The organism is Streptomyces sp. NPDC096205, assembly GCF_044763135.1.
Taxonomy (GTDB): Bacteria; Actinomycetota; Actinomycetes; order Streptomycetales; family Streptomycetaceae; genus Streptomyces.
Map to the genome: position 1 here is coordinate 1,337,600 of NZ_JBIWFS010000001.1, position 24,006 is coordinate 1,361,605.

Here is a 24,006-nt window from a genome sequence, read left to right on the forward strand (position 1 = left end):
TCCATGGCCGACATCACCCGGCGCCTCGGCATGCGCCATCTGCGGGGCGCGCCGACTGCGCACATCCGCCACCACCGTTCGGGGCGCCTGGTGCACGACGGGCCGGGGCTGAGCTTCTGGTTCCGGCCGCTGACCGCGGCCCTGTCCGAGGTGCCGGTCGACGACCGTGAACTGGCGATGACCTTCCACGCCCGCACCTCCGACTTCCAGGACGTCGCCGTCCAGGCGACCGTCACCTTCCGGATCGCCGACCCGGCGCTGGCCGCCGCGCGCCTGGACTTCTCCATCGACCCGGAGACCGGGGTCTGGCGGGGCACCCCGCTGGAGCAGCTCGGCACCCTGCTGACGGAGACGGCCCAGCAGCACGCGCTGGACGTCCTGGCCCGTACACCGCTGTCGTCGGCCCTGGTCGACGGAGTGGCCGCGGTCCGCGAACGGGTCGCGGCCGGTCTCGCCGCCGAGCCCCGCCTGCCGGCCACCGGCATCGAGATCGTGGCCGTCCGCGTCATGGCCGTCCGCCCGGAACCGGAGGTCGAGCGGGCGCTGCGCACCCCGGCCCGCGAGCAGATCCAGCAGGAGGCCGACCGCGCGACCTACGAACGCCGGGCCGTGGCCGTCGAACGCGAGCGCACCATCGCCGAGAACGAGCTGGCCAGCAAGATCGAGCTGGCCCGCCGCGAGGAGCAGCTGGTCGACCAGCGCGGCACCAACGCCCGCCGCGAGGCCGAGGAGAACGCGGCCGCGGACGCCGTACGCGCCCGGGCGGAGGCGGCCCGCACCGTGAAACTCGCCGAGGCGGAGGCGGAACGCTCGCTGAAGCTGGCCGACGCGGAAGCGGCGCGGTCGGTGAAGCTCGCCGAGGCGGAGGCCGCCCGGTCCGGGAAGCTGGCCGCGGCCGAGGCGGAGCGCGCGGTACGACTCGCCCGCGCCGAGGCCGAGGCGGCCCGCGAGGTCGGCGAGGCCCGGGCCCAGGCGCAGGCGGCCTGGCTGCGGGTGCACGCGGACGCCGGAGTGGACGGCACGACGACCCTGCACGCCCTCACCGGCAGCCGGCTCGCCGAGAACCTGCCGCACATCGAGAGCGTCACCATCACCCCCGACGTGCTCACCGGACTGCTGGCCAGGCTGGGCGTCCAGGAGCGGACATGAGCCTCGCGCCCCGGGCCGTCCTGGTCCACCGCACCACCGAGTACGAGGAACTCGTCGCCCGGCACGGCACCCACGGCCAGGCCGCCTTCTTCCTCGCCTCCCGAGGCCGGGACATCGAGGAGGTCGCCGCACGTCACCGCCGTACGCAACAAGCCCTGGCGCAGGTGACCGCCGCGATCCCGCTCGCCTGGCGGCAGGCGCGGGTGGAGCGGGCCGACCTGGACCGGTTCCTGTTCGCGCCGGAGGACACGGTGGTCGTCGTCGGCCAGGACGGACTGGTGGCGAACGTCGCCAAGTACCTCACCGGCCAGCCGGTCATCGGCGTCGACACCGACCCCGGCCGCAACCCGGGCGTCCTGGTCCGCCACCGCCCCGAGCACACGGCGGCCCTGCTGACCGCGACCGCGTCGGCTTCGGTGGAGGAACTGACCATGGTCGAGGCGGTGTCGGACGACACCCAGCGGCTGGTCGCCCTGAACGAGATCTACCTCGGAGCCGCCGGTCACCAGACCGCCCGCTACCGCCTGGGCCTGGGGGACGACGGGGGTGTCGTCGAGGCCCAGGCATCGTCCGGGGTGCTCGTCGGGACGGGCACGGGCGCGACCGGCTGGCTGCGGTCGGTCTGGCAGGAGCGGGGTGCGCGGATGCGCCTGCCCGCGCCCAGCGAGGACCGCCTGGTGTGGTTCGTCCGCGAGGCCTGGCCCTCCCCCGCCACCGGGACCTCCCTGGTGGCGGGGGAACTCCCCGCGGCCCACCGGCTCCACGTCACGGTCGAGTCCGAGCGCCTCATCGCCTTCGGCGACGGCATGGAGTCCGACGCCCTGGAGCTGACCTGGGGCCAGTCGGTCAGCCTCCAGGTCTGCGCCCAGAAGCTGCGGCTCGTCGGTTAGAGCCGCGGGTCCACCGGCTCCGACTCCAGGGCCAGTACCCCGAAGACCGCCTCGTGCACCCGCCACAGCGGCTCACCCTCGGCGAGGCGGTCGAGGGCCTCCAGGCCGAGCGCGTACTCGCGGATCGCGAGGGAGCGCTTGTGGTTGAGGAACCGCTGGCGCAGCCGGGCCAGGTTGTCGGGGCGCGTGTACTCCGGGCCGTAGATGATCCGCAGGTACTCACGGCCCCGGCACTTGATGCCGGGCTGCACCAGCCGGCCCTGTCCGTCGCGGACGATCGCGCCGACCGGCTTGACGACCATCCCCTCGCCGCCGCGCCCGGTCATCTCCAGCCACCAGTCGATGCCGGCCCGCACCGACTCGGGGTCGCCGGTGTCGACGTGGAGCCGCCGAGTCGTCTGGAGCAGGCCGGTGTTGTCGTGCTCCACCAGCCGGTCCAGCAGGGCGAGCTGCTCGTCGTGCGGCAGCCCGGCGAGGCTGCGGCCCTGCACGGCCAGGATCTGGAACGGCGCCAGGCGGACACCGTCCAGGCCGTCCGTGGTCCAGCAGTAGCGGCGGTACGCCGAGGTGAACGCGGCCGCGCCGGAGGCGCGTTCGCGCTGCCGGTCCAGCAGGCCGGCCACCTCGACCCCGCGGGCCGCCGCGCCCTCCAGCGCGGCCAGCGCGTCCGGGAACACGGCCCCGGACGCGGCGCCGACGGCCGCGTACTGCGAGCGCAGCAGCGAGGAGGCCTTCAGCGACCACGGCATCAGCTCGGCGTCCAACAGCAGCCAGGTGGTGTCGAGTTCGGCCCAGAGCCCGGCCTCGTCGACCGCGGTCCGAATCCGGCCGAGGATCTCCTCGGTCACCGCGGCGTCGTCGAAGAACGGCCGTCCGGTACGGGTGTGGACCGAGCCCGTGGGACCGTCGACACCGAACCGCTTCCGGGCCGCCTCCGCGTCCCGGCACACCAGCACCACCGCCCGCGAGCCCATGTGCTTCTCCTCGCACACGACCCGCTCGACACCGTCGGCGGCGTAACTCGCGAAGGCCTCCGCCGGGTGCTCCAGATAGCCGTCCACCTTCGAGGTCGCCGTCGGCGCCATCGTCGGCGGCAGGTACGGCAGCAGCCGCGGGTCGACCGCGAACCGGCTCATGACCTCCAGGGCCGCGGCCGCGTTCTCCTCGCGGATCGTGATCCGCCCCTGGTGCCGGGTCTCGACGACCCGCCGCCCGTGCACGTCCGCCAGGTCCAGCGGCCGCCCGTCGTGCCCGCCGGGCGCGTCCGACCGCAGCGGCTTCGCCGGCTCGTACCAGACCCTCTCGGCCGGTACGTCGACCAGCTGCCGCTCCGGCCAGCGCAGCGCGGTCAGCTTGCCGCCGAAGACGGCACCGGTGTCCAGGCAGATGGTGTTGTTCAGCCAGGTGGCCTCCGGGACCGGGGTGTGGCCGTAGACCACGGCCGCGCGGCCCCGGTAGTCCTCCGCCCACGGATAGCGCACCGGCAGCCCGAACTCGTCGGTCTCTCCGGTGGTCTCGCCGTACAGCGCGTGCGAGCGCACCCGGCCCGAGGTGCGGCCGTGGTACTTCTCCGGCAGGCCGGCGTGGCAGACGACCAGGCGTCCGCCGTCCAGGACGTAGTGGCTGACGAGCCCGTCGATGAACTGCCGTACCTCGGCCCTGAACTCCTCGCTCTCGCCCTCCATCTGCTCGATGGTCTCGGCGAGGCCGTGGGTGTGCTGGACCTTGCGACCCCCCAGGTGACGGCCGTACTTGTTCTCGTGGTTGCCGGGCACGCACAGGGCGTTGCCCGACTTCACCATCGCCATCACCCGGCGCAGCACACCCGGGCTGTCCGGGCCGCGGTCGACGAGGTCGCCGACGAAGACGGCCGTACGGCCCTCGGGGTGCGCGCCGTCGACGTAGCCCAGCTTGGCGAGCAGCGACTCCAGTTCGGCGGAGCAGCCGTGGATGTCGCCGACGATGTCGAAGGGGCCGGTGAGGTGGGTCAGGTCGTTGAACCGCTTCTCGGTGACGACGGTGGCGCGCTCGATCTCCGCCACGCCCCGCAGGACGTGCACCTTGCGGAAGCCCTCGCGCTCCAGGTGCCGCAGGGAGCGGCGGAGTTCGCGGGTGTGCCGCTGGATGACCCGGCGCGGCATGTCGGCGCGGTCGGTGCGGGCCGCGTTGCGCTCGGCGCACACGTCCTCGGGCACGTCGAGCACGATGGCGATGGGCAGCACGTCGTACTGCTTGGCCAGGGCTATCAGCTGCTTGCGTGCGTCGGACTGCACGCTGGTGGCGTCGACGACCGTACGGCGGCCGGCCGCGAGGCGCTTGCCCGCGATGTAGTGCAGGACGTCGAAGGCGTCCTTGGTGGCGCTCTGGTCGTTCTCGTCGTCGGAGACCAGGCCGCGGCAGAAGTCCGAGGAGATCACCTCGGTCGGCTTGAAGTGCCGCCGGGCGAACGTCGACTTGCCCGAGCCGGAGGCGCCGACCAGGACGACGAGGGAGAGGTCGGTGACGGGGAGCGTACGCCCGGTCGTTGTTGCCTGTGTCATGCGGCCTTCGCCTCCTTCTCGGTCTTCTCGGTCTTGTCTGTCATGGTGAACACGGCCATCTGGGTCGGCGGGCCGACCTCCGGGTCGTCCGGGCCCACGGGCACGAACTCCACGCCGTAGCCGTGCCGTCCGGCCACCGCGTCCGCCCATGTGCGGAACTCCTCACGGGTCCACTCGAAGCGGTGGTCGCCGTGCCGGACGTGTCCGGCCGGGAGGGACTCCCAGCGGACGTTGTACTCGACGTTGGGGGTGGTCACCAGCACGGTCCTGGGGCGGGCCGCACCGAACACCGCGTATTCCAGGGCGGGCAGCCGCGGCAGGTCGAGGTGCTCGATCACCTCGCTGAGCACGGCGGCGTCGTAGCCCTTGAGCCGGCTGTCGGTGTAGGCGAGCGAGCCCTGCAGGAGTCTGACGCGCGAGGCCTGCCGCTCGCCCATGCGGTCCAGCTTCAGCCGGCGCGCGGCGATGGTCAGCGCCCGCACGGACACGTCCAGGCCGACGATCTCGGTGAACCGCACGTCCTTCAGCAGGGCCTGCACCAACTGGCCCTGACCGCAGCCGAGGTCGAGCACGCGGGCGGCACCGGAGGCCCGCAGCGCGGTGAGGATCGCCTCGCGCCGCTGCACGGCCAGCGGGGTCGGCTTCTCCTCGTCCTCCGTCTCCGCCTCGACGGCGTTGTCGATGTCCTCGACCTCGCTGTCGTCGGCCTCCGCGAGCCGGACCAGTTCGAGTCGCTCCAGCGCCTGCCGGGTCAGCGACCAGCGGCGGGAGAGGTAGCGGCTGGTGATCAGCTTCTGCTCGGGGTGGCCGGGCAGCCAGCCCTCACCGACGCGCAGCAGCTTGTCGACCTCGTCGGGCGCGACCCAGTAGTGCTTGGCGTCGTCCAGGACCGGCAGCAGGACGTACAGATGCCGCAGGGCCTCGGCGAGGGTGAGGGTGTCCGCTTCCAGGGTGAGGCGTACGTACCGCGAGTCACCCCACTCCGGGAACTCGCTGTCGAGGGCTATGGGTTCGGCGGTGACGGCCCAGCCCAGCGGCTCGAACAGCCGCCGTACGAGCTCGGCGCCGCCTCGGGCGGGCAGTGCGGGCACCTCGATCCTGAGCGGGCGCGGCTGCTCCGGCAGTTCCGGCCGGGCGTGGCACACGCCCCGCATGGCGCTGGAGAAGACGCTGCTCAGCGCGACCGCGAGCAGGGAGGAGGCCGCGTAGGGGCGGTCGTTGACGTACTGCGCGAGTGCCGCGTCGGGTGCGCCGCCGCGTCCCTTGCCCCTGCGGACCAGGGCCACCGCGTCGACCTCCAGGAGCAGCGCCGCCGTGCAGCGCTCGGGCTGCGCCTCGGGGTAGAGGACGTGCGCCGTGCCGTAGGAGGTGGAGAACGCCTGCGCCTTGTCCGGATGCTTGTGCAGCAGGTAGCCGAGGTCGGTGGCGGGGCGTTCGGCGGTGCCGGTGGTCGTGATCGTCAGGAACATGGGCGGGCCTCTCAGGCCGTTCGGTGATGGTCGACGCCCACTGTCGCACAGGGCCTGTGACCTGCGCCTTCCGTTTTCACGACCTCCACTGTTCCGAGATGCGGAATATACATTCCACAACTCGGTATTCTATGGTCGCGGCATCTGTCTGCAGACCGACAACAGGGGGCATGCATGAGCGAGAGTCGTGTCGCACTCGTCACCGGCTCGTCGTCCGGGATCGGCGCCGCGGTCGCGCGGCGGCTGGCCGCGGAGGGAATGCGCGTCGTGGTCAACTCCGCCCGGAGCGAGAAGGCGGGCCGGGAACTCGCGGCGGAGCTGCCGGACGCGGTCTACGTCCGGGGCGACGTGGCCGACCCCGCGGACGCCCGGCGGATCGTCCAGGCCGCGATCGACGCCTACGGGCGCCTCGACACCCTGGTGAACAACGCGGGCATCACCCGCTTCATCCCGCTCAGCGACCTGGACGCGGTGGACGCCTCGGTCTGGCGGGAGATCTTCGACGTCAATGTGATCGGCGCCTGGCAGGTGACCATCGCCGCGGTGCCCCATCTGCGCCGGTCCGACTCGGCCTCGGTGGTCAACGTCTCGTCCGTCTCCGCCACCCGCGCCCTGGGCAGCTCCGTGCCCTACGCGGTGAGCAAGGCGGCCCTCGACCACATGACGCGGCTGCTCGCCTCCCAGCTCGGCCCGCAGATCCGGGTCAACGCTGTCGCGCCGGGGCTGATCGACACCTCCTGGTACGACGAGGCCGAGGAGGTCTGGACGAGCTCGCGCGACTGGGTCAGCGAGCACACCCCGCTGCGCCGGGTGGGCACGCCCGAGGACGTGGCCGAGGCCGTACTGCATCTGACCCGGGCGCGGTACACGACCGGCGATGTGCTCACGGTGGACGGCGGCCGGCACATCGTGTGAGACCGCACGCCGGCACCTTCTGGGGGACCGCCTGAGCGACCGCCGTCCGCCGTGAGGGCACCTCAGCCCAGCTGGGACTGCACCTGGGAGGAGATCAGCTCCAGGTGGTCCAGGTCGTGCAGGTCGAGCAGTTGGAGGTAGATGCGGCCGGCGCCGATCTCGGCGTAGCGGCCGATCTTGTCGACGACCTCGGCCGGGGAGCCGGCCAGGCCGTTGACCTTGAGCTCCTCGACCTCACGGCCGATCGCGGCGGCGCGGCGGGCCACCTCCTGGTCGTCCCTGCCGACGCAGACGACGAGGGCGTTGGAGTAGACGAGGTCGTCGCCGTCGCGGCCGGCGGCCTCCGCGGCGGCGCGCACCCGGCCGAACTGGCGCTCGCTGTCCGCCACCGAGGAGAACGGCATGTTGAACTCGTCCGCGTACCGGGCGGCCAGCCGCGGGGTGCGGGCCGGGCCGTGGCCGCCGACGAGGACCGGGATCTTCTCCTGCGCGGGCTTGGGCAGGGCCGGCGAGTCGGTGAGCTCGTAGTGCGTGCCGCGGAAGTCGTACGTCTTGCCGGGCGGGGTGGCCCACAGTCCGGTGACGATCTCCAGCTGCTCCTCCAGACGCGCGAACTTCTCCTTCGGGAAGGGGATGCCGTACGCCGCGTGCTCCTCGGCGAACCAGCCCGCGCCCAGGCCCAGTTCGACACGGCCGCCGGACATCTGGTCGACCTGGGCGACCTGGATGGCGAGCACGCCGGGCAGCCGGAAGGTGGCCGCGGTCATCAGGGTGCCGAGCCGAATGCGCTTGGTCTCGCGGGCGAGGCCCGCGAGGGTGATCCAGGCGTCGGTGGGGCCGGGCAGGCCGTCGACGTCCCCCATCTTGAGGTAGTGGTCGGAGCGGAAGAAGGCGTCGAAGCCGAGGTCTTCCGTGGCCTTGGCCACGGTGAGGAGGGTGTCGTAGGTGGCGCCTTGCTGTGGTTCGGTGAAGATGCGGAGATCCATGCCTTCCATCCTGCACCGTGACCCGCTCCGGCGATGATCGTTGCTCGTGCGCAGGGCTAGGAAGCTCAAGGCTAGGAGGCCGTTGGATGTCCGAGGAAACCGCGCCGAAGGGGCTGCTCCAGCAGATGGAGGAGCTGATGGCGGCGCTGAATGCCGACCTTTCCGCGCTGGATGCCGACCTTCAGGCCTCCGGGCGGGGCCCCGCCGAAGAGGAAGCGGCGTCGGCGTCCCTAAGGAACCGCGGCTAAGGCTTCCTCGCCGTCCGCGAGGCGTCTGAGCATCTCCAGCACGCGGTCCCGCGATTCGTCGGCCGCGTCGATGGCCTCCATGCACTGCCAGTACGTGCCCTCGTCGGCGGCGGCGCTCGCCACGCCGACCAGGGCTATGCCGACCTCTCCGAGGAGCCCGCCGAGGCTGAGGAGGGCCTGGCGGGCGTCGCCCAGTTCGGTCAGCTGGGCCGCGCGCAGTTCGCCGGGGCCCAGTTCCGGTTCGTCGAGGACGCCGCAGCCGCGGCCCGCCAGCTCGGTGAGGCCCAACGCCTCGCCGCGCAGCTGGGGTGGGCCGAAGACCGCGAGTCTGCTGCCGATCGCCTGGGCGAGCGACTGCGCCTGCCACACCTCCGCCATGATCTGCGGCACCTCGCCGCTTCCCGCCAGGGCACGCCTGCTCGTCAGGATGAGCCGCACCGCGTCCATGCGCTGCCCCCGTCTGTCCCGACGCGCTTTCCGCACGTCCGCCCGAACTCCCTTGTCCACTACCCAGAGTGAAGCTCCATGCGGCGAAAAGCCAGAGGAAGACGGAAATCTGTGGACAACAATTCGGATTCGGACTCGATTACGACTGCGGAGAGTGAAAGCGGACGATGTGGTTCTACTCCTCAAGGCGCCGGGAAACGGCGCTCGTTGCGGTCGATCTTCGCATCCAGCGCGGCCAGCGCGTCGATGCCGAGCACCTCGCACAGCTGCAGGAGGTAGGCCAGCACGTCGGCCACCTCGTCGGTGACGCGGTGCGCGGTGCCGGGGTCGTCCATCACCCGCGCGGACTCCTCGGGCGTCAACCACTGGAAGATCTCGACCAGTTCGGACGCCTCGACACTGAGGGCGGCGGCGAGGTTCTTGGGGGTGTGGTACGGCTGCCAGTTGCGCGCGGCGGCGAACTCGGCGAGCCTGCGCTGGAGTCCGGCCACGTCCAGCGGCCGCGGATCTTCTGTCACCTGTCCAGGTGTACCACTGTCACGCCGGGGGTCCCCGCGGCCCACGAGGCGTCGCTGACCGTGCCGACGCACCGGATGTGGCCGTGCTCGGTCATCCGTACGGCCAGCCGGGCCAGTTCCGCGCGCTGGCGGGGGTCGAGCGCCCGGTCGAAGCCGTCGGCGAGCACGGTGAGCGCCTGCAGGGCCGAAGGCACCTCGCCCGGTGTGTCGAGGTCGAGGACCCCGGGGCCGGTGAGCAGCACCAGGGCGAGGGCGAGATGGCGCAGCTCGCCGTCGCCGAGGCGGGCGAAGCCGGTGCGCAGCCCGTCGCCGCGTTCGAGCAGCCCGCGGACCATGCCGCGGCCCTCGGGTTCGGCGACGACGTCCAGGACGGGGCCGGCGAACGCGGCGCGGACGGCCGCGACGTACCGGGCGTGCCGCTGGCCGCACTCGGCGCGGGTGCGCCACAGCACGCCGGCGAGGTTGTCGCAGCCGGGCAGCAGCCGACCCGAGCCGACGGGCACGGGCCCGCGCATCCGGCCGGGGTCGGGGTCGCAGGCGAAGACCGAGCGCAGCGCGACGACCATCTGCTCGGCGGCGGCGAGCACCCGCCGCTGTCCGTCCGTCTTGCCGGCCACGCGCAGCGGCAGCAGGGCCGTGCCCAGCCGGTCGTCGGGCAGCGGGGCGCGGGTGACGGGTGCGCTGCCCGCGGTGTGCCAGGCGGCCTGCACGACAGGACGGCTCGGGTCGCGCAGGGCGGTCTGGAGGAGGACGACCCCGTCGGCGGACAGCCGCTCCCCGACGATCCGCAGCTCCGGCTCGGCCTGCACGGCGACGTCGAGCCGGACGGGTCCCTCGGGTCCGTCGGCCGTGCACCCGATACGGAACCCGCGGCGCCGCTGGGCGTCGGGCCTGGCCCACTCGGGCACGTAGGCCTCCGGCTCGGTGAACACGTCGTACAGCCCGGCACCGCCGCCGAGCCGCGCCAGCGCCTCGTACGCGCGCAGCGCCGTGCTCTTCCCGCAGCCACTGGGCCCGGTCAGCAGCGTGACCGCCCCGAGCGGAAAGCCGACCCCGCGATGCCCGGCGAACGCGGACAGCCGCAGCTCGGTGATCCGGGGCCGCCCAATACCCCGCTCCGGACCCGGCGGCCCCTCCGGGCCGGCCTCGGCCGACGGCTCCCGCGACAACAGGGCCGGCTCTCCCGACGCCTCACGCGGCGCCGGGACGGACTCGGGACGTGCACTGCGGGAGGACGGGGCGGAGGCCCCGGGGCGTACGGCCATATGCGGACCGTAGGGCTCCGTTCCCAGGCGAACCGTTCCACCTCGGCGCGTTTCCTACGATCGGGCGACCCACGGGCCGCAGCAACGACGCGCGCCCCGGGTCACGGCCGCACGGCGACTCCTGGGCCCGCGACCGACCGGCCGACGGCGGGCCCGCGACCGATCAACGCCGGGCCCGCGACCGACCGGCCGATGCTGGGCCCGCGACCGACCGATCGACACCGGGCCCGCGACCGACCGGGCCGACGGCCCGCAGCACCGAGGCGCGTCCCGGGTCGGGGCCGCTCGGCGCCCGGGTCCGTGACCGACGGGCGCCTACGGGCCCGCGAGGGACCGGCGACCGCGGGCCGTCGGCCGATCGGCCGCCCAGGGCCCGCGACCGCCCGGCCGACCGGCCCCGGCCCACCGTGGCACCCCGCGGGCGCCGGGCCTGCGGATCCGCCCTCACACGCCGGGCACGCCCGCGCTCGCCATGAGGCCCTGGACCTCCGTGCCGGCCGGGGTCAGCAGGAAGACGTTGCGGTCCACCCGGTGCATCCCGCTGGCCAGGCCGAAGACGACGCCGGTGCTGAAGTCGAGGACACGCTTGGCGACCTCGGACTCCGCGCCGGTGAGGTCGAGCAGCACGGGGATGCCGGCCATCAGCGTCTCGGCGACCTCGCGGGCGTCGGCGAACACATTGACCCGCAGCACCACGAAACGGCGCCGCGTCTCGGTCGCCGCTTCCGGCAGTGCGCGGTGCCCCACCGACGACGGCCAGGCGTCGCGCCCCCGCAACGGCACGACCTGGGCGAGCCCCTCCCACTGTTCATCGGTGACGTCGTGGCTGTTCACCGGCTCCCCCCGATCTGACTCGCACTCATCGCCTGCACCAGCCAATTCTTACGCCAAGTCACCCGTTCAGCCCAACAGCGACACGGTGCGCGACAGCCTCGGACGTCGACCGGCGTCCCGCGGCGTTGTCAGTGGCACCCCGCATCATGGGAGGCGGACGGGACGAACAGCGCCTGCGGGGGGACATGTTGGAGAGCATGACAGCTGCCGAGCTGCGGAAGGCCTTCGGCCTGTCGGAGAGCGCCTGGGAGAATCTCCTCACGGACCCCGGCATGATCCCCCCGGTCGATCCGAAGTACACGGACGGGGTCACCCAGTGGTACGGCCAGGCCTTCGCCCGCTGGCTCGCCCGCTCCCGTCCCGGCCTCGCCGAGCACGTCCCACTGCTGCTGCGGCCGGCCGGCACCGCGGAACCCCGCTACCTGGGCGGCCGGTACATCCCGTCCGACGAGGCAGACGTCGGCGAGCACTTCGCCGGGTCGTGGCAGACGGACTCGGGGCTGCTGCTGATCGTCTATCCGCGGCACCGCCCCAGCGGCCCGCGCACTCTGCTCGACTTCCACGAGAAGGCGACGACGGTGGTCGTCGTCCGGCACGACTACGGCCTGTACGGCCCCGACCTCACGGCGGTCGACCGGGCCCGCCCCGACCTGCCGTACGAGCCTTGGTGGTCGGAGATCGCGGCGCACATCGGTACCCAAGTGCCCTGGTGGCCCTCCGAGTTGCGGCGGCCCGAGCATCTGACGGCCTGGCGGCCGGGGGACGCGCCCGTGCCCGTCGAGCCGGTCACCTGGCCGTCGTGGGAGCCCCTGTACGAACTGGCCGCGACCGAGGCGCCCGACTCCCCCGTGCGCGGGGCGTGCTTCACCATCGGGCACGAGATGCGCACCCGCGCCGCCGAGTCGGCGGTGCACGAGGTGGAGGAGATCCTCGACACAAGAGGCGGCAAGGACGGCTCCGCCAAGGCCCGCAAGGAACGCGCGGCGATGGTGCTGCCCGCCGTGCCCGGCACCGACGACCCCGGCCGTACGGAGACCGTCCCGTCCGACGTCGTCGCCCGTGGGCTCGCCGAGCTGTGCGCGCGCACCGACGACCACGCGGTGGAGTGCCTGGAGCAGATCAGCATGTGGAGCGGGGAGGACCTGCCCTTCGGCGGTGCCTTCAGCCTCGACCGCAACGGTGTCACACGCCAGGGCGCGGAGTGGATCAACCGGCTGCGGCCGGTGCGGCCGACGGCCATCCACCGTCTGCTGGCCTACGACGACGCCAAACTGGTCGGGACCTTCGTCGACCCGGTCACCGGCAGCCCCGTCGTGGCGTTCAAAGGCCGGTTCATGTTCAACGACGCGCGCGCGATCAGCTATCTGGGCCACGCCCCCAAACGGCTGCCCGCCGGCTCGGTCCTGAAGGAGGTCGTCCTCGACGAACCGATCTGGGTCCGCACCCGCGACGGCGTGCTCTACCCCGCCCCCAGCATGGACGCCCCCGGCCTCTCCTGGGGCTACTCCGGCTCCGGCCCCTCGACCCTCGCCCAGTGCGTCGGCCGTCTCCTGGACGACGCCTCCGCCCACGCCGTCACCTACGGCATGCGCCCGCCGTTCGAGCCCGGCCTGGAGGCCCTCTTCCAGGTCAAGCACAAGAAGGGCACCCGCATATCGAGGGCGGAACTGGAACGCGCCCGCGCAGGGACCTCCTGACCCCGGCCGACCTGCCCATGAGGGCGCGGCGCCCCGGACGCACCTGCTCCGCCACCACCGGCACGGCGCCCAACAGCCCCACCGCCACCCACCCACGCCACGCACGCCACCTACGCCACCCGAAAGGCCCGCCCCGCCCATGCCACGCCCCCACCGCAGCGCACCGTGGCAGATCGCCGATCTCTTCGCCCACGAGCGGGAGGCGATCGCCTACGCCGCCGTCGTCGACATCTGTCTGGCCGAACCGGCCGTCGCGCGGCGGCTGGGCAAACGCCCCCAGGCGACCGCGGAGAACGTCCGCGCGGCGATGCTGACCGAGGCCAACGTCCGGCGGGCCCTCCAGCCGTGCGAGGAGAGCCGGCGGCGCTTCCAGGGGCTGCTCGGGCGGTTCGAGGCGACGCGGCTGCGCGGCGAGTACGTGCATGACCCGGTCGCCCCGGCGACCGTCGTGCTGTGTCTGCTCGGCGTGTTCTTCCTCGGCGCCCTCGCCGTGGCGTCCTGGACGGTCGTCGGCCTCGCCGCGCTGCCGCCCGCCCTGGCGGCGCTCGTGGTCCACCGGAACCCGCTGTGGCGCATGCGGGTACGGCACAACCTGAGCGAAGCGGCCCTGGCGGCCGTGCTGTGGATACGCGGTGAACGGGCGGGCTCCGCCGAGCGGCGCTGGCGGCGCGACCTCCAACTCCACGGCGTGGGCCCGCTGATGGAGCGCGTGGTCGAGGCCCTCCTCGGCGACGACGTGGACTCGCTGCTGCTGCCGGACAGTTACGACGGGCTGCGCTCCCCGCGCAACCGGCAGTACGTGATCGGCAACGAGGCGGCCCGGCAGCTGGCGCGGAAGGTCGCCCAGCGCGAGGGCGGCACCATCGCGGTCAGCGGTCCGCGCGGCGCGGGCAAGACGACCCTGCTGGAGAGCTGCGCCGAGGAGGCGGACTTCGCGGTCGTCGTGCAGGCGCCGGCGAGCTACTCGCCGTACGAGTTCCTGCTGTCGCTGTACATCACGGTGTGCGAGCGGTATCTCACCGAACAGGGCCAGGACGTCCCGGAGTTCGCGCGGCTGTCCGCGTTCCGCCGGGCGGCCCGCCGGGCCGGTCCCGCACTGCGCCGGGTGACGCGGTTCCTGTTGTTCGCGCTGCCCGCCGGTGCGCTGGTGGTGCTCGGCCTGGGCGCGGCGACGCGCTCGGCGGGTGTGCGCTACGACGACCCGGTGCTCGGCACCGTCCAGGACCTGTGGGACGGGCTGACCGACACCACGGTCGCTGTGTGGCGCGGAGAGCGGGTGGGCCTGGCCCTGACCGCGACCCTGGCCGGGGTCCTGCTGTGGCGGCTGCGGCGCTGGCCCCGGCTGGGCCCGCTGCTGGGCACCGCACGGCAGGCGCTCTGCCTGCTGACCGGCTACGCGCTCGTCCTCGCGGCGCCCGTCTCGCTGCTCTTCGACGACGACGTCCGCCGCCACGCCCGGGACATGGCCGGGCACTCGCCCGTGGTGCTGCTGGTACTGGGCGCGGGCCTGGGCCTGACGCTGCTGTACCCGAGGGATCTCGACGCGAGCCTCGGGGCGATCGCCCTGGTCGATCACCGGCTCCGCCGGGCCCTGGCCTGCGTCGTGCTCGTCTGCGTCGCCTATCTGCTCAGCCGGACCCCCTCCCTGGGCAGCATCGCGACCGACACCGGCAATCCGCTGCGCGCCGCCGGGCTGCTGCTCGGGCTGCTGCTGATCAGAGCGGGGGCGTGGCGCCCGCCCACTCCGGAACCGCCCCTGGTCACCCGGTGCCGCAACCAGCTCTACCGGCTGCAGACCGTGCAGACCTCGGCCACCGCCGTGACGAGCGGGCCGCCGCAGCTTCTGGCCGCACACACGACCTCGCTGTCGACCGTGCCGCCCACCATGCCGGAGCTGGTGTCGGACTTCCGCGAGCTGCTGACGGACATCGCCCGGGAGCGGTTCCTGCGCCGGGGCCGCGTGGTGATCGCCATCGACGAGGTGGACCGGCTCGGCTCGGACGCGCAGGCACTGGAGTTCCTCGGCGAGATCAAAGCGATCCTGGGCGTGCCCCATGTGCACTGTCTGATCTCGGTGGCCGAGGACGTGGGCGCCTCGTTCGTCCGGCGCGGCCTGCCGCACCGGGGCGTGACCGACAGCTCCCTCGACGACATCCTGCACGTCCAGCCCTGCACGCTCGCCGAGTCCAAGGACATCCTTCAGCGGCGGGCGCCCGGTCTGTCGGAGCCGTACAGCCTGCTCGCCCACGCCCTGTCGGGCGGGCTGCCGCGCGATCTGATCCGCTACGGGCTGCGCATCATGGAGATCGAGGACAAGACGCGGTTCTTCGAGCTGACCGACATCTCGCGGCAGATGGTCCTTGAGGAACTCGCCGAGACCCTGGCGGGTTTCCGTACGCTGCTGGCCAAGCAGCAGTGGACCCCTGAGACGAGCGCGGTCCTGCTCTCCTTCCGCGCGCTGATGGCTCAGCTGCGGCATCTGTGCCCCTGCCCGTCGGCGGACCTGCACCGGGCGCTGCACCAGGTCGCCTTCCAGGATCTGGACGGCCAGCTGGGGGCCGCGGCGGCGACCCTTCCCGAACCGACCCGGCTGCTGGTCGACGAGGCATCGGCGTACGTGCTGTTCTCGCTGACGCTGCTGGACATCTTCGGCAGACCGGACCTCACCCGCCGCCGGGCGGCGGCCGGGGGCAGTCCGGACGGTGACCCCGACCTGCTCGCCCAGGCGCGTCAGGAGCTGGAGATCTCCCCCTACAGCGCGCGTCCCCTCATCACCGCGGTCAGGTCGGCCTGGGGGCTGAGCGCCACGCCGCCGGAGGGTGCGCTGCCGGGCCTGCCCGCGCCGCGCAGCGCCTCCTGCCCGCGGCACACGCCCGCGGGCTGACGTCAGCGGGTTGCCCGCGGGGCGAGCCGGGTACCCGGCAGCCGTCCCGGAGGGAGGCCGTCCATGCCCGCGTCGGAGCTGCCCGACCCCGTCGTCCGACCGCCCGCCGTCGCGCAGGTGGACCGTGCCGCGCTGGAAGCCGCGCTGCGGGCCCGGGTGGACGGGGAGGTGCGGTTCGACGCGGGGAGCAGGGCGGCCTACTCCACGGACGCCTCGAACTTCCGGCAGACCCCGATCGGCGTGGTCGTGCCGCACACCCCGGAAGCCGCCGTAGAGGCGGTGGCCGTGGCCCGGGAGCACGGCGCGCCCGTGCTGTCGCGGGGCGGCGGGACCAGCCTGGCCGGGCAGTGCACCAACACCGCGGTCGTCCTGGACTGGTCCAAGTACTGCCACCAGCTGGAGTCCGTCGACACCGAGGCGCGCACCTGCGTGGTGCAGCCCGGCATCGTCCCGGACGAGCTGAACCGGCGGCTGGCTCCCCACGGGCTGCGGTTCGGGCCGGAGCCCGCCACCCATATGAACTGCACGATCGGCGGCATGATCGGCAACAACTCCTGCGGCGCGACCGCCCAGGCCACCGGCAAGGTCGTCGACAACATCGCCCGCCTGGAGGTGCTGCTCCACGACGGCACCCGCTTCTGGTGCGGGGAGACCGACGACGAGGAGTACGCCCGCATCGAGCGGCGCGGCGACCCGTGCGCGGCGGTGTACCGCTCGCTGCGCGCCCTGCGGGACACCTACGCCGACGAGATCCGCCGCCGCTTCCCGGACATCCCGCGCCGGGTCTCCGGCTACAACCTCGACTCCCTGCTCCCGGAGCACGGCTTCGACGTCGCGGGCCTGCTGGTGGGCAGCGAGTCGACCCTGGTGACCGTACTGCGCGCGGAGCTGGAGCTGGTGCCGGTCGTGCCGGAACGGACCCTGGTGGTGCTGGGGTTCGACGACGTGGCCCGGGCGGCGGACGCGGTGCCGGACATCCTGCCGTACGAGCCGATGGCGCTGGAGGGCGTGGACGCGCACCTCGTCCACGACGAGCGGCTCAAGCACCTCAACCGGCGGGCCCTGGAGCAACTCCCTGAAGGCAACGCCTTCTTGATGGTGGAGTTCGGCGGCGAGAGCGTCGCGGAGTCCGACGAGCGGGCGCACCGCATGCTGGACGCGCTCGGGGAGACGGACCACGACCCCCAGGTGGCGTTCCTCGACGACCCGGCGGGCGAGGAGCAGTTGTGGCAGGTCCGTGAGGCGGGGCTCGGCGCCACGGCGCATGTGCCGCACCGGCCCGACACCTTCGAGGGTTGGGAGGACTCCGCGGTCGCGCCCGAGCGGCTCGGCGACTATCTGCGCCGACTGCGCGCATTGTTCCAGGAGTTCGGCTACGAAAGCGACACCGGTCCCAGTCTGTACGGCCACTTCGGGCAGGGCTGTGTGCACACCCGCATCCCCTTCGACCTGTACTCCGCCGAAGGGGTCGCAGAGTACCGGCGGTTCATGGAGCGGGCGGCGGACCTGGTGGTGGAGTTCGGCGGGTCCTTCTCCGGGGAGCACGGGGACGGGCAGAGCCGGGGCGAGCTGCTGCCGAGGATGTTCGGGCCGGTGCTCGTGGAGGCCTTCGGCCGGCTGAAGGCCGTCTTCGACCCGCTCGACCGGATGAACCCCGGCAAGGTCGTGGCGCCGTACCGGCTCGACCAGCACCTGCGGCTGGGCGGCGACTGGGCCCCGTACGAGCCCCGTGACCTGCACTTCCGCTTCCCGCACGACGGCGGCTCCTTCACGCGGGCCGCGAACCGCTGTGTCGGGGTCGGCAAGTGCCGCCAACTGAGCACCGACGGCGGGCAGGTGATGTGCCCGTCCTACCAGGTCACCCTGGAGGAGGAGCACTCCACCCGCGGCCGGGCCCGGCTGCTGTTCGAGATGCTCGACGGACACGGCGACGGCCCGCTGCGCGACGGCTGGCGCTCCGAGGCCGTGCGCGACGCCCTCGACCTGTGTCTGGCCTGCAAGGGATGCCGCCGGGACTGCCCGGCCGACGTCGACATGGCCACGTACAAGGCGGAGTTCCTGGCCCACCACTACGCGGGCCGGCCCTGGCGGCGGCCGCGCTCGGACTGGTCGCTGGGGTGGCTGCCCGCGCTCGCCCAGGTGGTCGGCCGCGCCCGGCTCGCGCCCGTCGCCAACGCCCTCACCCACTCTCCCGGCCTTCACCGGGCGGCCACGCGGCTGGCCGGGCTCGCCGACCGCGAGCTGCCGCGGTTCGCCGGGGAGAGCCTCCAGCGGTGGTACGCCCGCACCGGGCCGTACGGCGACGGCTCCCGCGGCACGGTCGTGCTGTGGCCGGACACCTTCACCAACTTCCTGCACCCGCACGTCGGCCGGGCCGCCGTACGGCTCGTCGCCGACGCGGGCTGGCGGGTCGTCGTGCCCGAAGAGCCGCTGTGCTGCGGGCTGACCTGGATCTCCACCGGACAACTCGGGGTCGCCGAGCGGGTGTTGACGCGGACCGTGCGCCGTCTCGCCCCGCATGTGCGCGGCGGCGGCCTGGTGGTCGGTCTGGAGCCCAGTTGCACGGCCGTCCTGCGGTCGGACGCGGCCGAGCTGTTCCCGAACTCCCTGGACGTACGCCGTCTGCGGGACGCCACCGTGACCCTGGCCGAGCTGCTCACCGAGCACAGTCCCGGCTACGAGCCGCCGCGGCGTTCCGGGCAGGCCCTGGTCCAGGTGCACTGCCACCAGCACGCGGTCCTCGGCTGGGACGCCGACGCCGAACTCCTCCGCCGTGCCGGAGTCGACGCCGAGCGCCTGGACACCGGCTGCTGCGGCCTCGCCGGGAACTTCGGCTTCGAACGCGGCCACCTGGAGGTCAGCCACGCCATCGCCGAGCGAGCACTCCTCCCGCGCCTGCGCGAGGCCGACCCCGGCGTGAACGTCCTTGCGGACGGGTTCAGTTGCCGTACCCAGATCCATGAGCTCGGGGCCAGGGAGGCGCTCCACTTGGCCGAGTTCCTGGCAACCCCTTAGGGGCGCGGGACTGTATCGATCTGCGGCTCCGCCGCGTGGGCGCGACCAGCCCCCCACGACCGGCAGCGGCCGGACGACAGCAGCACCCCCCACGGCGACCAGGCGGCGCGCCCTAATACCCCAGGTCCCCCGCCATCACCCCCGGCGTGGCCGTCCTCGGGCACAGCCGGGCCACCGACGCCGCCAGCTCCGGATGGCAGGGCATGATGTTGACGCCGGCCGCGCCGGACAGGGCGCGCATACGGCGGGAGATGTCGGCCCGCCGGAAGTGGTCCGCGATGGACTGCACCCGGTCCGCCTCCCGCAACAGCAGGGTCAGCAGCTCGGCACCTCCGTCGGTGGCCATCTGCCAATGCTCGGCCAACGGCCCCGCGGCGGGGACCCGCCCGGCCCGAGCGGCAGCGATCAGCGCCATGCATGCCTCCCTCGGCTGCCACTGCGCGTATCCGTCGCGCTCGAAGACGTCCAGCGCCTTCTCGACCGTCTCGGCGGCCCAGTCGCCGCTCGCCAGCCAGGACGCGCCCCAGGCCACCGCCGCCGGGTAGGCGACGGCGTTGGGCTCCAGGCCGGGCCGCGCCTCGGGCACGTACTGCCGTCCGTCGCAGTCGGTGAGCGCCTGGGCCGCCCAGCCGATCTGGCTCCAGTGTTCCTCGGCGTCGACGACCCGCGGCCGGGCCAGCGTGCGCTCCAGGACGTGTCCCACCCCGGGCAGGAAGAAGTCCGTGGGCTGCTCGGCGTGGCGCAGGGACTTGAGCATGCGCGGCGCCTGCTGCAGGCCCATCCCCTCCGCGACCCACTCGGCCGGCACCCCGCGCAGGTCGCGCACGATGTCGTCGACGAGGTCACGGCGTCCGGTCAGCCACAGTGCCGTCACCAGGTTGGGCAGCTCCCGCAGGTCGGGCCGCATGCGCAGCCCGAGCCGCTTCAGCAGCCGGTTGCCGTCGACGGTCTCGGCGAGCTGCTCGCCCCACTGCCGCTCCCAGATGTAGGCGAGGGTGAGCACCTCGGTGATGCCGCGCGGGCTGGCCAGCATGTACAGCGTGGAGGCCCACCGGTCGAGGACCAGCGTGCGCATCCAGTTCTTCTGCTCGCTGGCCGGCACCATGCCCAGCCGCGCCAGGCCCCGGCCGACGACGCCCTGGGTGATCGGGTCCTGCTCGAACTTGAAGATCTCCGTGAACACCTGCCAGCGGGCCTCGCGGCCGTCGCGCAGGGCGGCCAGCTCGGCCTTGCCGAGTCCGCGCTGGCAGCGTTCCACGGTGGACAGCAGGTCGTTGGTGAGCGGCGGATGGATCACGCTGCGCAGCAGCAGGTCGGTGATGTGCGAGGGCTGATCGCCCTGGGAGGTGATGAGGGTGTTGGCGGCGGTCGCGGCCTCGGAGGGGTCGAACTTGCGCAGCTGGCTCAGCGCGGTGGTGAAGGCGCCGACCCGGCGCTGCTCGCGCAGCTTGGTCGCCCAGTCCCAGTCCGGGTGCTCGTCGCTGAAGTTCCGCAGCACCGTGCGGGTGGCGTCGACGAAGCCGCCCGCCCGCAGGGTCGTCGCCATCACCTGGAGCTTCTGGGCCACGTCACCCGCGCTCCACTGCACGGGGCTGCGCACCGCGCGGTCCACGTCGACCTTCTTGGCGAACTCCTCGCCGATGCGCGGGTTGAGGGCGAGCCCGAGGCGATGGGTGTGGACCATGCTCTGCGGGTCGAGGGACGGGTTCTGCATGCGCTGGACGAGCAGCCCGGTGTCGAGGCGTTCGGCGAGCTTCATCAGGAACCGCTGGCCGAAGTAGTCGTCCTCGATCAGCAGCATCGCCAGCTGCGGCCCCCAGGGCCGGGCGGCGCCCCGCTGGGCCTGGATGCTGCTGACGACCAGGTTCAGCGCCTGCTCCTCCAGCTCGGTGCGGTACTCCGCGCCGGCCTCCCACAGACCCTTGAGGAAGTGGTAGATGACGGCGGGCCGGCGCTCCTCGGCCATCAGGTCCCGGGCGAAGTCCGCGCCGAGTTCCTTCGCCAGGACGGGGCCGAAGCCGTCGCGGGTGTCGCAGTAGAGGTCGTCGGCGCGGCTGACGCTGCTGAGCAGCATGCCCGCGCCGCGGCCGTCCTTCAGCCGGCGGATGGAGACGGCGAGGTCCCGGGCGAGCTGGACGTCGGCGACGGGGCTGCCCTGCGGGGACTCGCGGTAGAGCAGGGACTTGATGGTCGCGCCGTGGATGTTGCGCACGGTGCGGATGAGGATCGCCGCCTCGGCGGGCGTGGACTTCTTCAGGATCGTCGCCAGGGCCCGCCCGAGCTGGAGGTTGTTCAGCAGCCGGTTGGTCAGGCCGCGGTTGTTGCGGGCCAGGTCGGCGAGGGCGGTGCTGATCTGGATGGCGTCCGCGTGATGCAGCGCGGCGCGGATCTGCTGCTCGTACTGCTTGATGAGCGGATCCCAGCGGGCGGTGCCGTCGAAGTGCACGACGAGGGAGATCCAGGCGAGGACGGCGGGCAGCGGGGTGTCGCGGGTGGGGTGCTGTTCCAGGAGCGGGCTCGTGGAGCGCTCCAGCGGGCGCAGCCCGTCGCGGCCGGCGTCGGCGCCGCGGGCCTCGCGGGCCCAGCGGTGGATGACGTCGTCCATGCGCCGGATGGCGATGAGGTCCTCGGCCCGCCGCGGGTTGGCCCCGCGGACGACCGCGTCGGCGCGCGCCTCCAGCCAGCCGCAGACGTCGGTGACGGGGGTGGTGCTGTTGCCGGAGAGCTGCAGCAGGGCGCGGACGAACCGGGAGCGCTCACGCAGCATGGAGGGCCGGGCCAGGACGATGTCCAGGCCGCCGTCCGGCTTGCCGATCCAGGCGATCAGGTCGGCGACGGCGGTGGCGGGGAGCTGGTACTGGCGGTCCCACAGCGTCTTCAGCGCGGTCGTCAGGTCACGCACCCGCAGCTCGGGGGTCCGGGGCAGCTCGCTGAGCACGGGCGGGAGGGCGTCGGCGATCCAGGCGGACTCGCTGTGTTTGCCGCACAGCCGCAGCAGGCGCAGCGCGGTCGGCGGATGGGCGGTGGCGGCCCAGGAGGTGACGGCCCGGCGCAGGCTCGTGCGGTCGAGGAGCTGGGCGATGAGTTCGGGTTGGTAGGCGTCGCAGTTGGCGAGCAGGGCGCGGACGCGTTCGTGGTCGCTCTCGGCGAGCATGTCCAGCAGGTACCGCTCCAGGCAGGTGAGCAGGTCCTCGCCGCCGCCGGCCGAGGTGCGCTCCAGGACGGCTTCGGCGCGTACGCCGCTGGGGATGCGGGCCAGTTGCTCGTGCACGACGACGCCGAGCGCGGTGCGGGTGGCTTCGGGCACGGCGTCGAGCAGGGCGACGGGCACGCCCTCGTCGAGCATCGAGACGGCGGCGAGCCGGCCGACGGCGGTGCGGGCGGCGGCGTCGAGGCCGGCGCAGGCCCGCTCGGCCTGTTCGCGCACCAGCCGGGAGGCGGCCTCGCGGCGCCCGGTGTCCCCGGCCGGGGCGGCGGTGACGCCGTCGCGCAGCAGGTCGGTGAGCATGCCGAGGTCGCCCGCGCTGCCCTCCACGGCGAGGGAGAGGGCGGCCTCGTCGGTGGTGCGGTACACGTCGGGGTGGTCGGCGACGAGCCGGGCGGCGATCCGCGGGATCTCCTCGGGCACCACGGGCGTCATGTACGCCATCACGCCGTGGGTGTCCCAGGCGCTGACGGCGCCGTCGACGTACCGGGTGACGGCGAGCACGGCGACCTTCAGTTCGCCGAGCGACTCCAGTGCCGCGCCGATGTTGCCGTCGACGAGGGCGTGCAGGTCCTCCAGGACGACGAGCCGGGGCCGGCCGCCGCCCTCGGCCTGGGCGGCGATGAGCGCGGCCCGCACGATGGTGGGCAGGCTGCCGTCGGTGGGCAGATGGCGGCGCTGCGGGGCGATGGCGACGATCTGCCAGCCGGCCTTCTCCAGCTTGCCGACGAGCTGGCGGGCACACACGCTCTTGCCGCTGTTGCGGGTGCCGGACTGGATGACGCGGGAGGTGGGCAGCTGGAGGAAGCGGTGGGCAAGGACGCCGGCCTGGCGCAGTTCGACGAGCCCGTCGCCGCCCTCGTGCATCCAGGAGTCGGGGCCCTCCTCGGCGGCGCCGGCCGTGGAGTGCAGCAGGCGCCACTCGAAGGTCTCCAGGGTCTCGCGCGCCCAGTTCCTGCGGGTGTCCTGCCAGCGCTCGCCCCACAGCAGCCGGGCGGCGCCCTCGAGACCCGGGTCGGGGTCGGAGCGGGTCTCGGTGCCGGTGCGCAGCCGCCAGCCCTCGGCGTCGCGCCACAGACAGTCCAGCCCGTCCTCGCCGGTGTCCGGCAGCACGCGCCCGCCTTCGGCGTACGGTGTCCAGCTGCCGTCGTCGGCGCAGCCGGCCAGCACCAGCACACCGCGCTCGCCGGGGGTGTCCAGGCCGCCCTGTCCGGCGAGGTAGGTCAGTGCCACGGCGGCGGCGCAGGCGCGCGGGGCGACCACGGTGGGGCTCTGCGCGCCCCGGACGTCGATGAACGCGTCGACGGCCGGGGGCTGGAGCCGGCCGATGTCGGAGACGAGCCGGCAGGCCATCTCCAGGCCGCGCTCCACCTCGGTGGCGACGGCGGTGGGCAGCGCGGTCCAGGCCGCCCGCACGGAACGGTCGGCGCCCGGGGTGGCAACGGTGGTGCGGTCGCGGAAGGCGACGCCGGCACGGGCGACGATGTACCAGTCGTCGACCGGCTCCAGCAGCACCGGCACCTCGCCCGGCCAGGCGGCCGTGCGCTGGGCGGGGATGCTCGCCCGGTCGGCGGCCTCGCCGTGGGTGACGAGCTGGTCCAGCTCGCCGAGCAGCCCCTCGTTCCGCTCGGTCAGCCGCGCCACCAGGTCGGTGTACGGGGTGCTGCCGGGGTCGGCGTACTCGGCGAGCAGGGCGCCCGCGCCGACCGGCGGCCCGCCGCCGAAGTAGGCGAAGGGGCGGGCGGGCAGCCGACCGCCGGAGCGCAGGGTGCGGTTGCCGAGGTCGATGACGGTGCGCAGCAGCTGTTCGACCCGCCCGGCGTCGGCCGGTATGCCCCTGAGGGCGCTGGCCAGCGCATGCGAGGCCATGCGCAGTTCGTAGCCCAGCGGGGCGTCCCCCCGCGCGACGCCCGGTCCGGCGGCCTCGGCAACGCTCACGGTGTC

At 73.5% G+C, this 24,006-nt stretch carries 15 protein-coding genes; 7 read left to right on the forward strand and 8 right to left on the reverse strand.

Going from position 1 to position 24,006, the window contains the following annotated elements; all coding sequences use genetic code 11:
* Positions 1-3 precede the first annotated feature (3 nt).
* Positions 4-1,149, forward strand: coding sequence for an SPFH domain-containing protein (locus ACIQ6Y_RS05670; RefSeq protein WP_404033340.1), 1,146 nt, complete (start codon positions 4-6; stop codon positions 1,147-1,149).
* A complete protein-coding gene (locus tag ACIQ6Y_RS05675) occupies positions 1,146-2,039 on the forward strand; it encodes a hypothetical protein (RefSeq protein ID WP_404033343.1) in 894 nt (297 codons plus the stop codon). The genes ACIQ6Y_RS05670 and ACIQ6Y_RS05675 overlap by 4 nt, the downstream gene beginning before the upstream one ends.
* Here the strand turns inward: ACIQ6Y_RS05675 and ACIQ6Y_RS05680 are convergent.
* The gene (locus ACIQ6Y_RS05680) at positions 2,036-4,579 is read right to left on the reverse strand and encodes a polynucleotide kinase-phosphatase (protein WP_404033345.1); all 2,544 of its coding nucleotides are present in this window, start codon (positions 4,577-4,579) and stop codon (positions 2,036-2,038) included. The two genes, ACIQ6Y_RS05675 and ACIQ6Y_RS05680, sit on opposite strands and share 4 nt — an antisense overlap.
* On the reverse strand, positions 4,576-6,048 hold the full coding sequence (locus tag ACIQ6Y_RS05685; RefSeq protein WP_404033348.1) for a 3' terminal RNA ribose 2'-O-methyltransferase Hen1: 1,473 nt from the start codon (positions 6,046-6,048) through the stop codon (positions 4,576-4,578). The genes ACIQ6Y_RS05680 and ACIQ6Y_RS05685 overlap by 4 nt, the downstream gene beginning before the upstream one ends.
* Before the next feature lie 174 nt (positions 6,049-6,222).
* On the opposite strand from ACIQ6Y_RS05685, the gene ACIQ6Y_RS05690 reads away from it, so the two are divergent.
* On the forward strand, positions 6,223-6,963 hold the full coding sequence (locus ACIQ6Y_RS05690; protein ID WP_404033350.1) for an SDR family NAD(P)-dependent oxidoreductase: 741 nt from the start codon (positions 6,223-6,225) through the stop codon (positions 6,961-6,963).
* A 62-nt stretch (positions 6,964-7,025) separates the two neighbouring features.
* On the opposite strand, the gene ACIQ6Y_RS05695 is transcribed toward ACIQ6Y_RS05690, so the two are convergent.
* The gene (locus tag ACIQ6Y_RS05695) at positions 7,026-7,949 is read right to left on the reverse strand and encodes an LLM class F420-dependent oxidoreductase (RefSeq protein ID WP_404033353.1); all 924 of its coding nucleotides are present in this window, start codon (positions 7,947-7,949) and stop codon (positions 7,026-7,028) included.
* An 86-nt stretch (positions 7,950-8,035) separates the two neighbouring features.
* Between ACIQ6Y_RS05695 and ACIQ6Y_RS05700 the strand changes: the two genes are divergently transcribed.
* The gene (locus ACIQ6Y_RS05700; protein WP_404033355.1) at positions 8,036-8,197 is read left to right on the forward strand and encodes a hypothetical protein; all 162 of its coding nucleotides are present in this window, start codon (positions 8,036-8,038) and stop codon (positions 8,195-8,197) included.
* On the opposite strand, the gene ACIQ6Y_RS05705 is transcribed toward ACIQ6Y_RS05700, so the two are convergent.
* From ACIQ6Y_RS05705 to ACIQ6Y_RS05720, 4 genes are all read right to left on the reverse strand, one after another.
* Positions 8,180-8,644 carry a DUF6099 family protein gene (locus ACIQ6Y_RS05705; protein ID WP_404033357.1) on the reverse strand — a complete coding sequence of 155 codons (465 nt, stop codon included), beginning with the start codon at positions 8,642-8,644 and terminating at the stop codon, positions 8,180-8,182. The genes ACIQ6Y_RS05700 and ACIQ6Y_RS05705 overlap by 18 nt on opposite strands.
* Before the next feature lie 182 nt (positions 8,645-8,826).
* Complete coding sequence (locus ACIQ6Y_RS05710; protein ID WP_404033359.1) at positions 8,827-9,162, reverse strand: nucleotide pyrophosphohydrolase; 336 nt, start codon at positions 9,160-9,162, stop codon at positions 8,827-8,829.
* Positions 9,159-10,427 (reverse strand): ATP-binding protein, encoded by a 1,269-nt coding sequence (locus ACIQ6Y_RS05715; RefSeq protein WP_404033361.1) that lies wholly within the window; start codon positions 10,425-10,427, stop codon positions 9,159-9,161. Before ACIQ6Y_RS05715 ends, ACIQ6Y_RS05710 begins: the two co-directional genes overlap by 4 nt.
* Before the next feature lie 444 nt (positions 10,428-10,871).
* On the reverse strand, positions 10,872-11,261 hold the full coding sequence (locus tag ACIQ6Y_RS05720) for a cell division protein SepF (protein WP_404033364.1): 390 nt from the start codon (positions 11,259-11,261) through the stop codon (positions 10,872-10,874).
* 197 nt (positions 11,262-11,458) lie between these two features.
* On the opposite strand from ACIQ6Y_RS05720, the gene ACIQ6Y_RS05725 reads away from it, so the two are divergent.
* The 3 genes from ACIQ6Y_RS05725 to ACIQ6Y_RS05735 all read left to right on the forward strand — a co-directional run bounded on the left by ACIQ6Y_RS05725 (position 11,459) and on the right by ACIQ6Y_RS05735 (position 18,857).
* Entirely contained in the window at positions 11,459-12,958 is a 1,500-nt protein-coding gene (locus ACIQ6Y_RS05725; RefSeq protein ID WP_404033367.1) for a hypothetical protein, read from the forward strand.
* A 139-nt stretch (positions 12,959-13,097) separates the two neighbouring features.
* Positions 13,098-15,842: a hypothetical protein gene (locus ACIQ6Y_RS05730; RefSeq protein WP_404033370.1), complete on the forward strand. Its 2,745-nt coding sequence runs from the start codon at positions 13,098-13,100 to the stop codon at positions 15,840-15,842.
* A 63-nt stretch (positions 15,843-15,905) separates the two neighbouring features.
* Positions 15,906-18,857, forward strand: coding sequence for an FAD-binding and (Fe-S)-binding domain-containing protein (locus ACIQ6Y_RS05735; protein ID WP_404033372.1), 2,952 nt, complete (start codon positions 15,906-15,908; stop codon positions 18,855-18,857).
* Between the two features lie 112 nt (positions 18,858-18,969).
* On the opposite strand, the gene ACIQ6Y_RS05740 is transcribed toward ACIQ6Y_RS05735, so the two are convergent.
* Positions 18,970-24,000: a hypothetical protein gene (locus tag ACIQ6Y_RS05740; RefSeq protein WP_404033375.1), complete on the reverse strand. Its 5,031-nt coding sequence runs from the start codon at positions 23,998-24,000 to the stop codon at positions 18,970-18,972.
* Between the last annotated feature and the right edge of the window lie 6 nt (positions 24,001-24,006).

What these genes read in the sequence shown, in the direction of transcription:
- ACIQ6Y_RS05715 (WP_404033361.1), bottom strand. Translation starts at nt 10,427, where the DNA reads ATGGCCGTACGCCCCGGGGCCTCCGCCCCGTCCTCCCGCAGTGCACGT.
- ACIQ6Y_RS05685 (WP_404033348.1), bottom strand. Translation starts at nt 6,048, where the DNA reads ATGTTCCTGACGATCACGACCACCGGCACCGCCGAACGCCCCGCCACC.
- ACIQ6Y_RS05700 (WP_404033355.1), top strand. Translation starts at nt 8,036, where the DNA reads ATGTCCGAGGAAACCGCGCCGAAGGGGCTGCTCCAGCAGATGGAGGAG.
- ACIQ6Y_RS05675 (WP_404033343.1), top strand. Translation starts at nt 1,146, where the DNA reads ATGAGCCTCGCGCCCCGGGCCGTCCTGGTCCACCGCACCACCGAGTAC.
- ACIQ6Y_RS05725 (WP_404033367.1), top strand. Translation starts at nt 11,459, where the DNA reads ATGACAGCTGCCGAGCTGCGGAAGGCCTTCGGCCTGTCGGAGAGCGCC.
- ACIQ6Y_RS05680 (WP_404033345.1), bottom strand. Translation starts at nt 4,579, where the DNA reads ATGACACAGGCAACAACGACCGGGCGTACGCTCCCCGTCACCGACCTC.
- ACIQ6Y_RS05690 (WP_404033350.1), top strand. Translation starts at nt 6,223, where the DNA reads ATGAGCGAGAGTCGTGTCGCACTCGTCACCGGCTCGTCGTCCGGGATC.
- ACIQ6Y_RS05735 (WP_404033372.1), top strand. Translation starts at nt 15,906, where the DNA reads ATGCCCGCGTCGGAGCTGCCCGACCCCGTCGTCCGACCGCCCGCCGTC.
- ACIQ6Y_RS05730 (WP_404033370.1), top strand. Translation starts at nt 13,098, where the DNA reads ATGCCACGCCCCCACCGCAGCGCACCGTGGCAGATCGCCGATCTCTTC.
- ACIQ6Y_RS05695 (WP_404033353.1), bottom strand. Translation starts at nt 7,949, where the DNA reads ATGGATCTCCGCATCTTCACCGAACCACAGCAAGGCGCCACCTACGAC.
- ACIQ6Y_RS05670 (WP_404033340.1), top strand. Translation starts at nt 4, where the DNA reads ATGGCCGACATCACCCGGCGCCTCGGCATGCGCCATCTGCGGGGCGCG.
- ACIQ6Y_RS05705 (WP_404033357.1), bottom strand. Translation starts at nt 8,644, where the DNA reads ATGGACGCGGTGCGGCTCATCCTGACGAGCAGGCGTGCCCTGGCGGGA.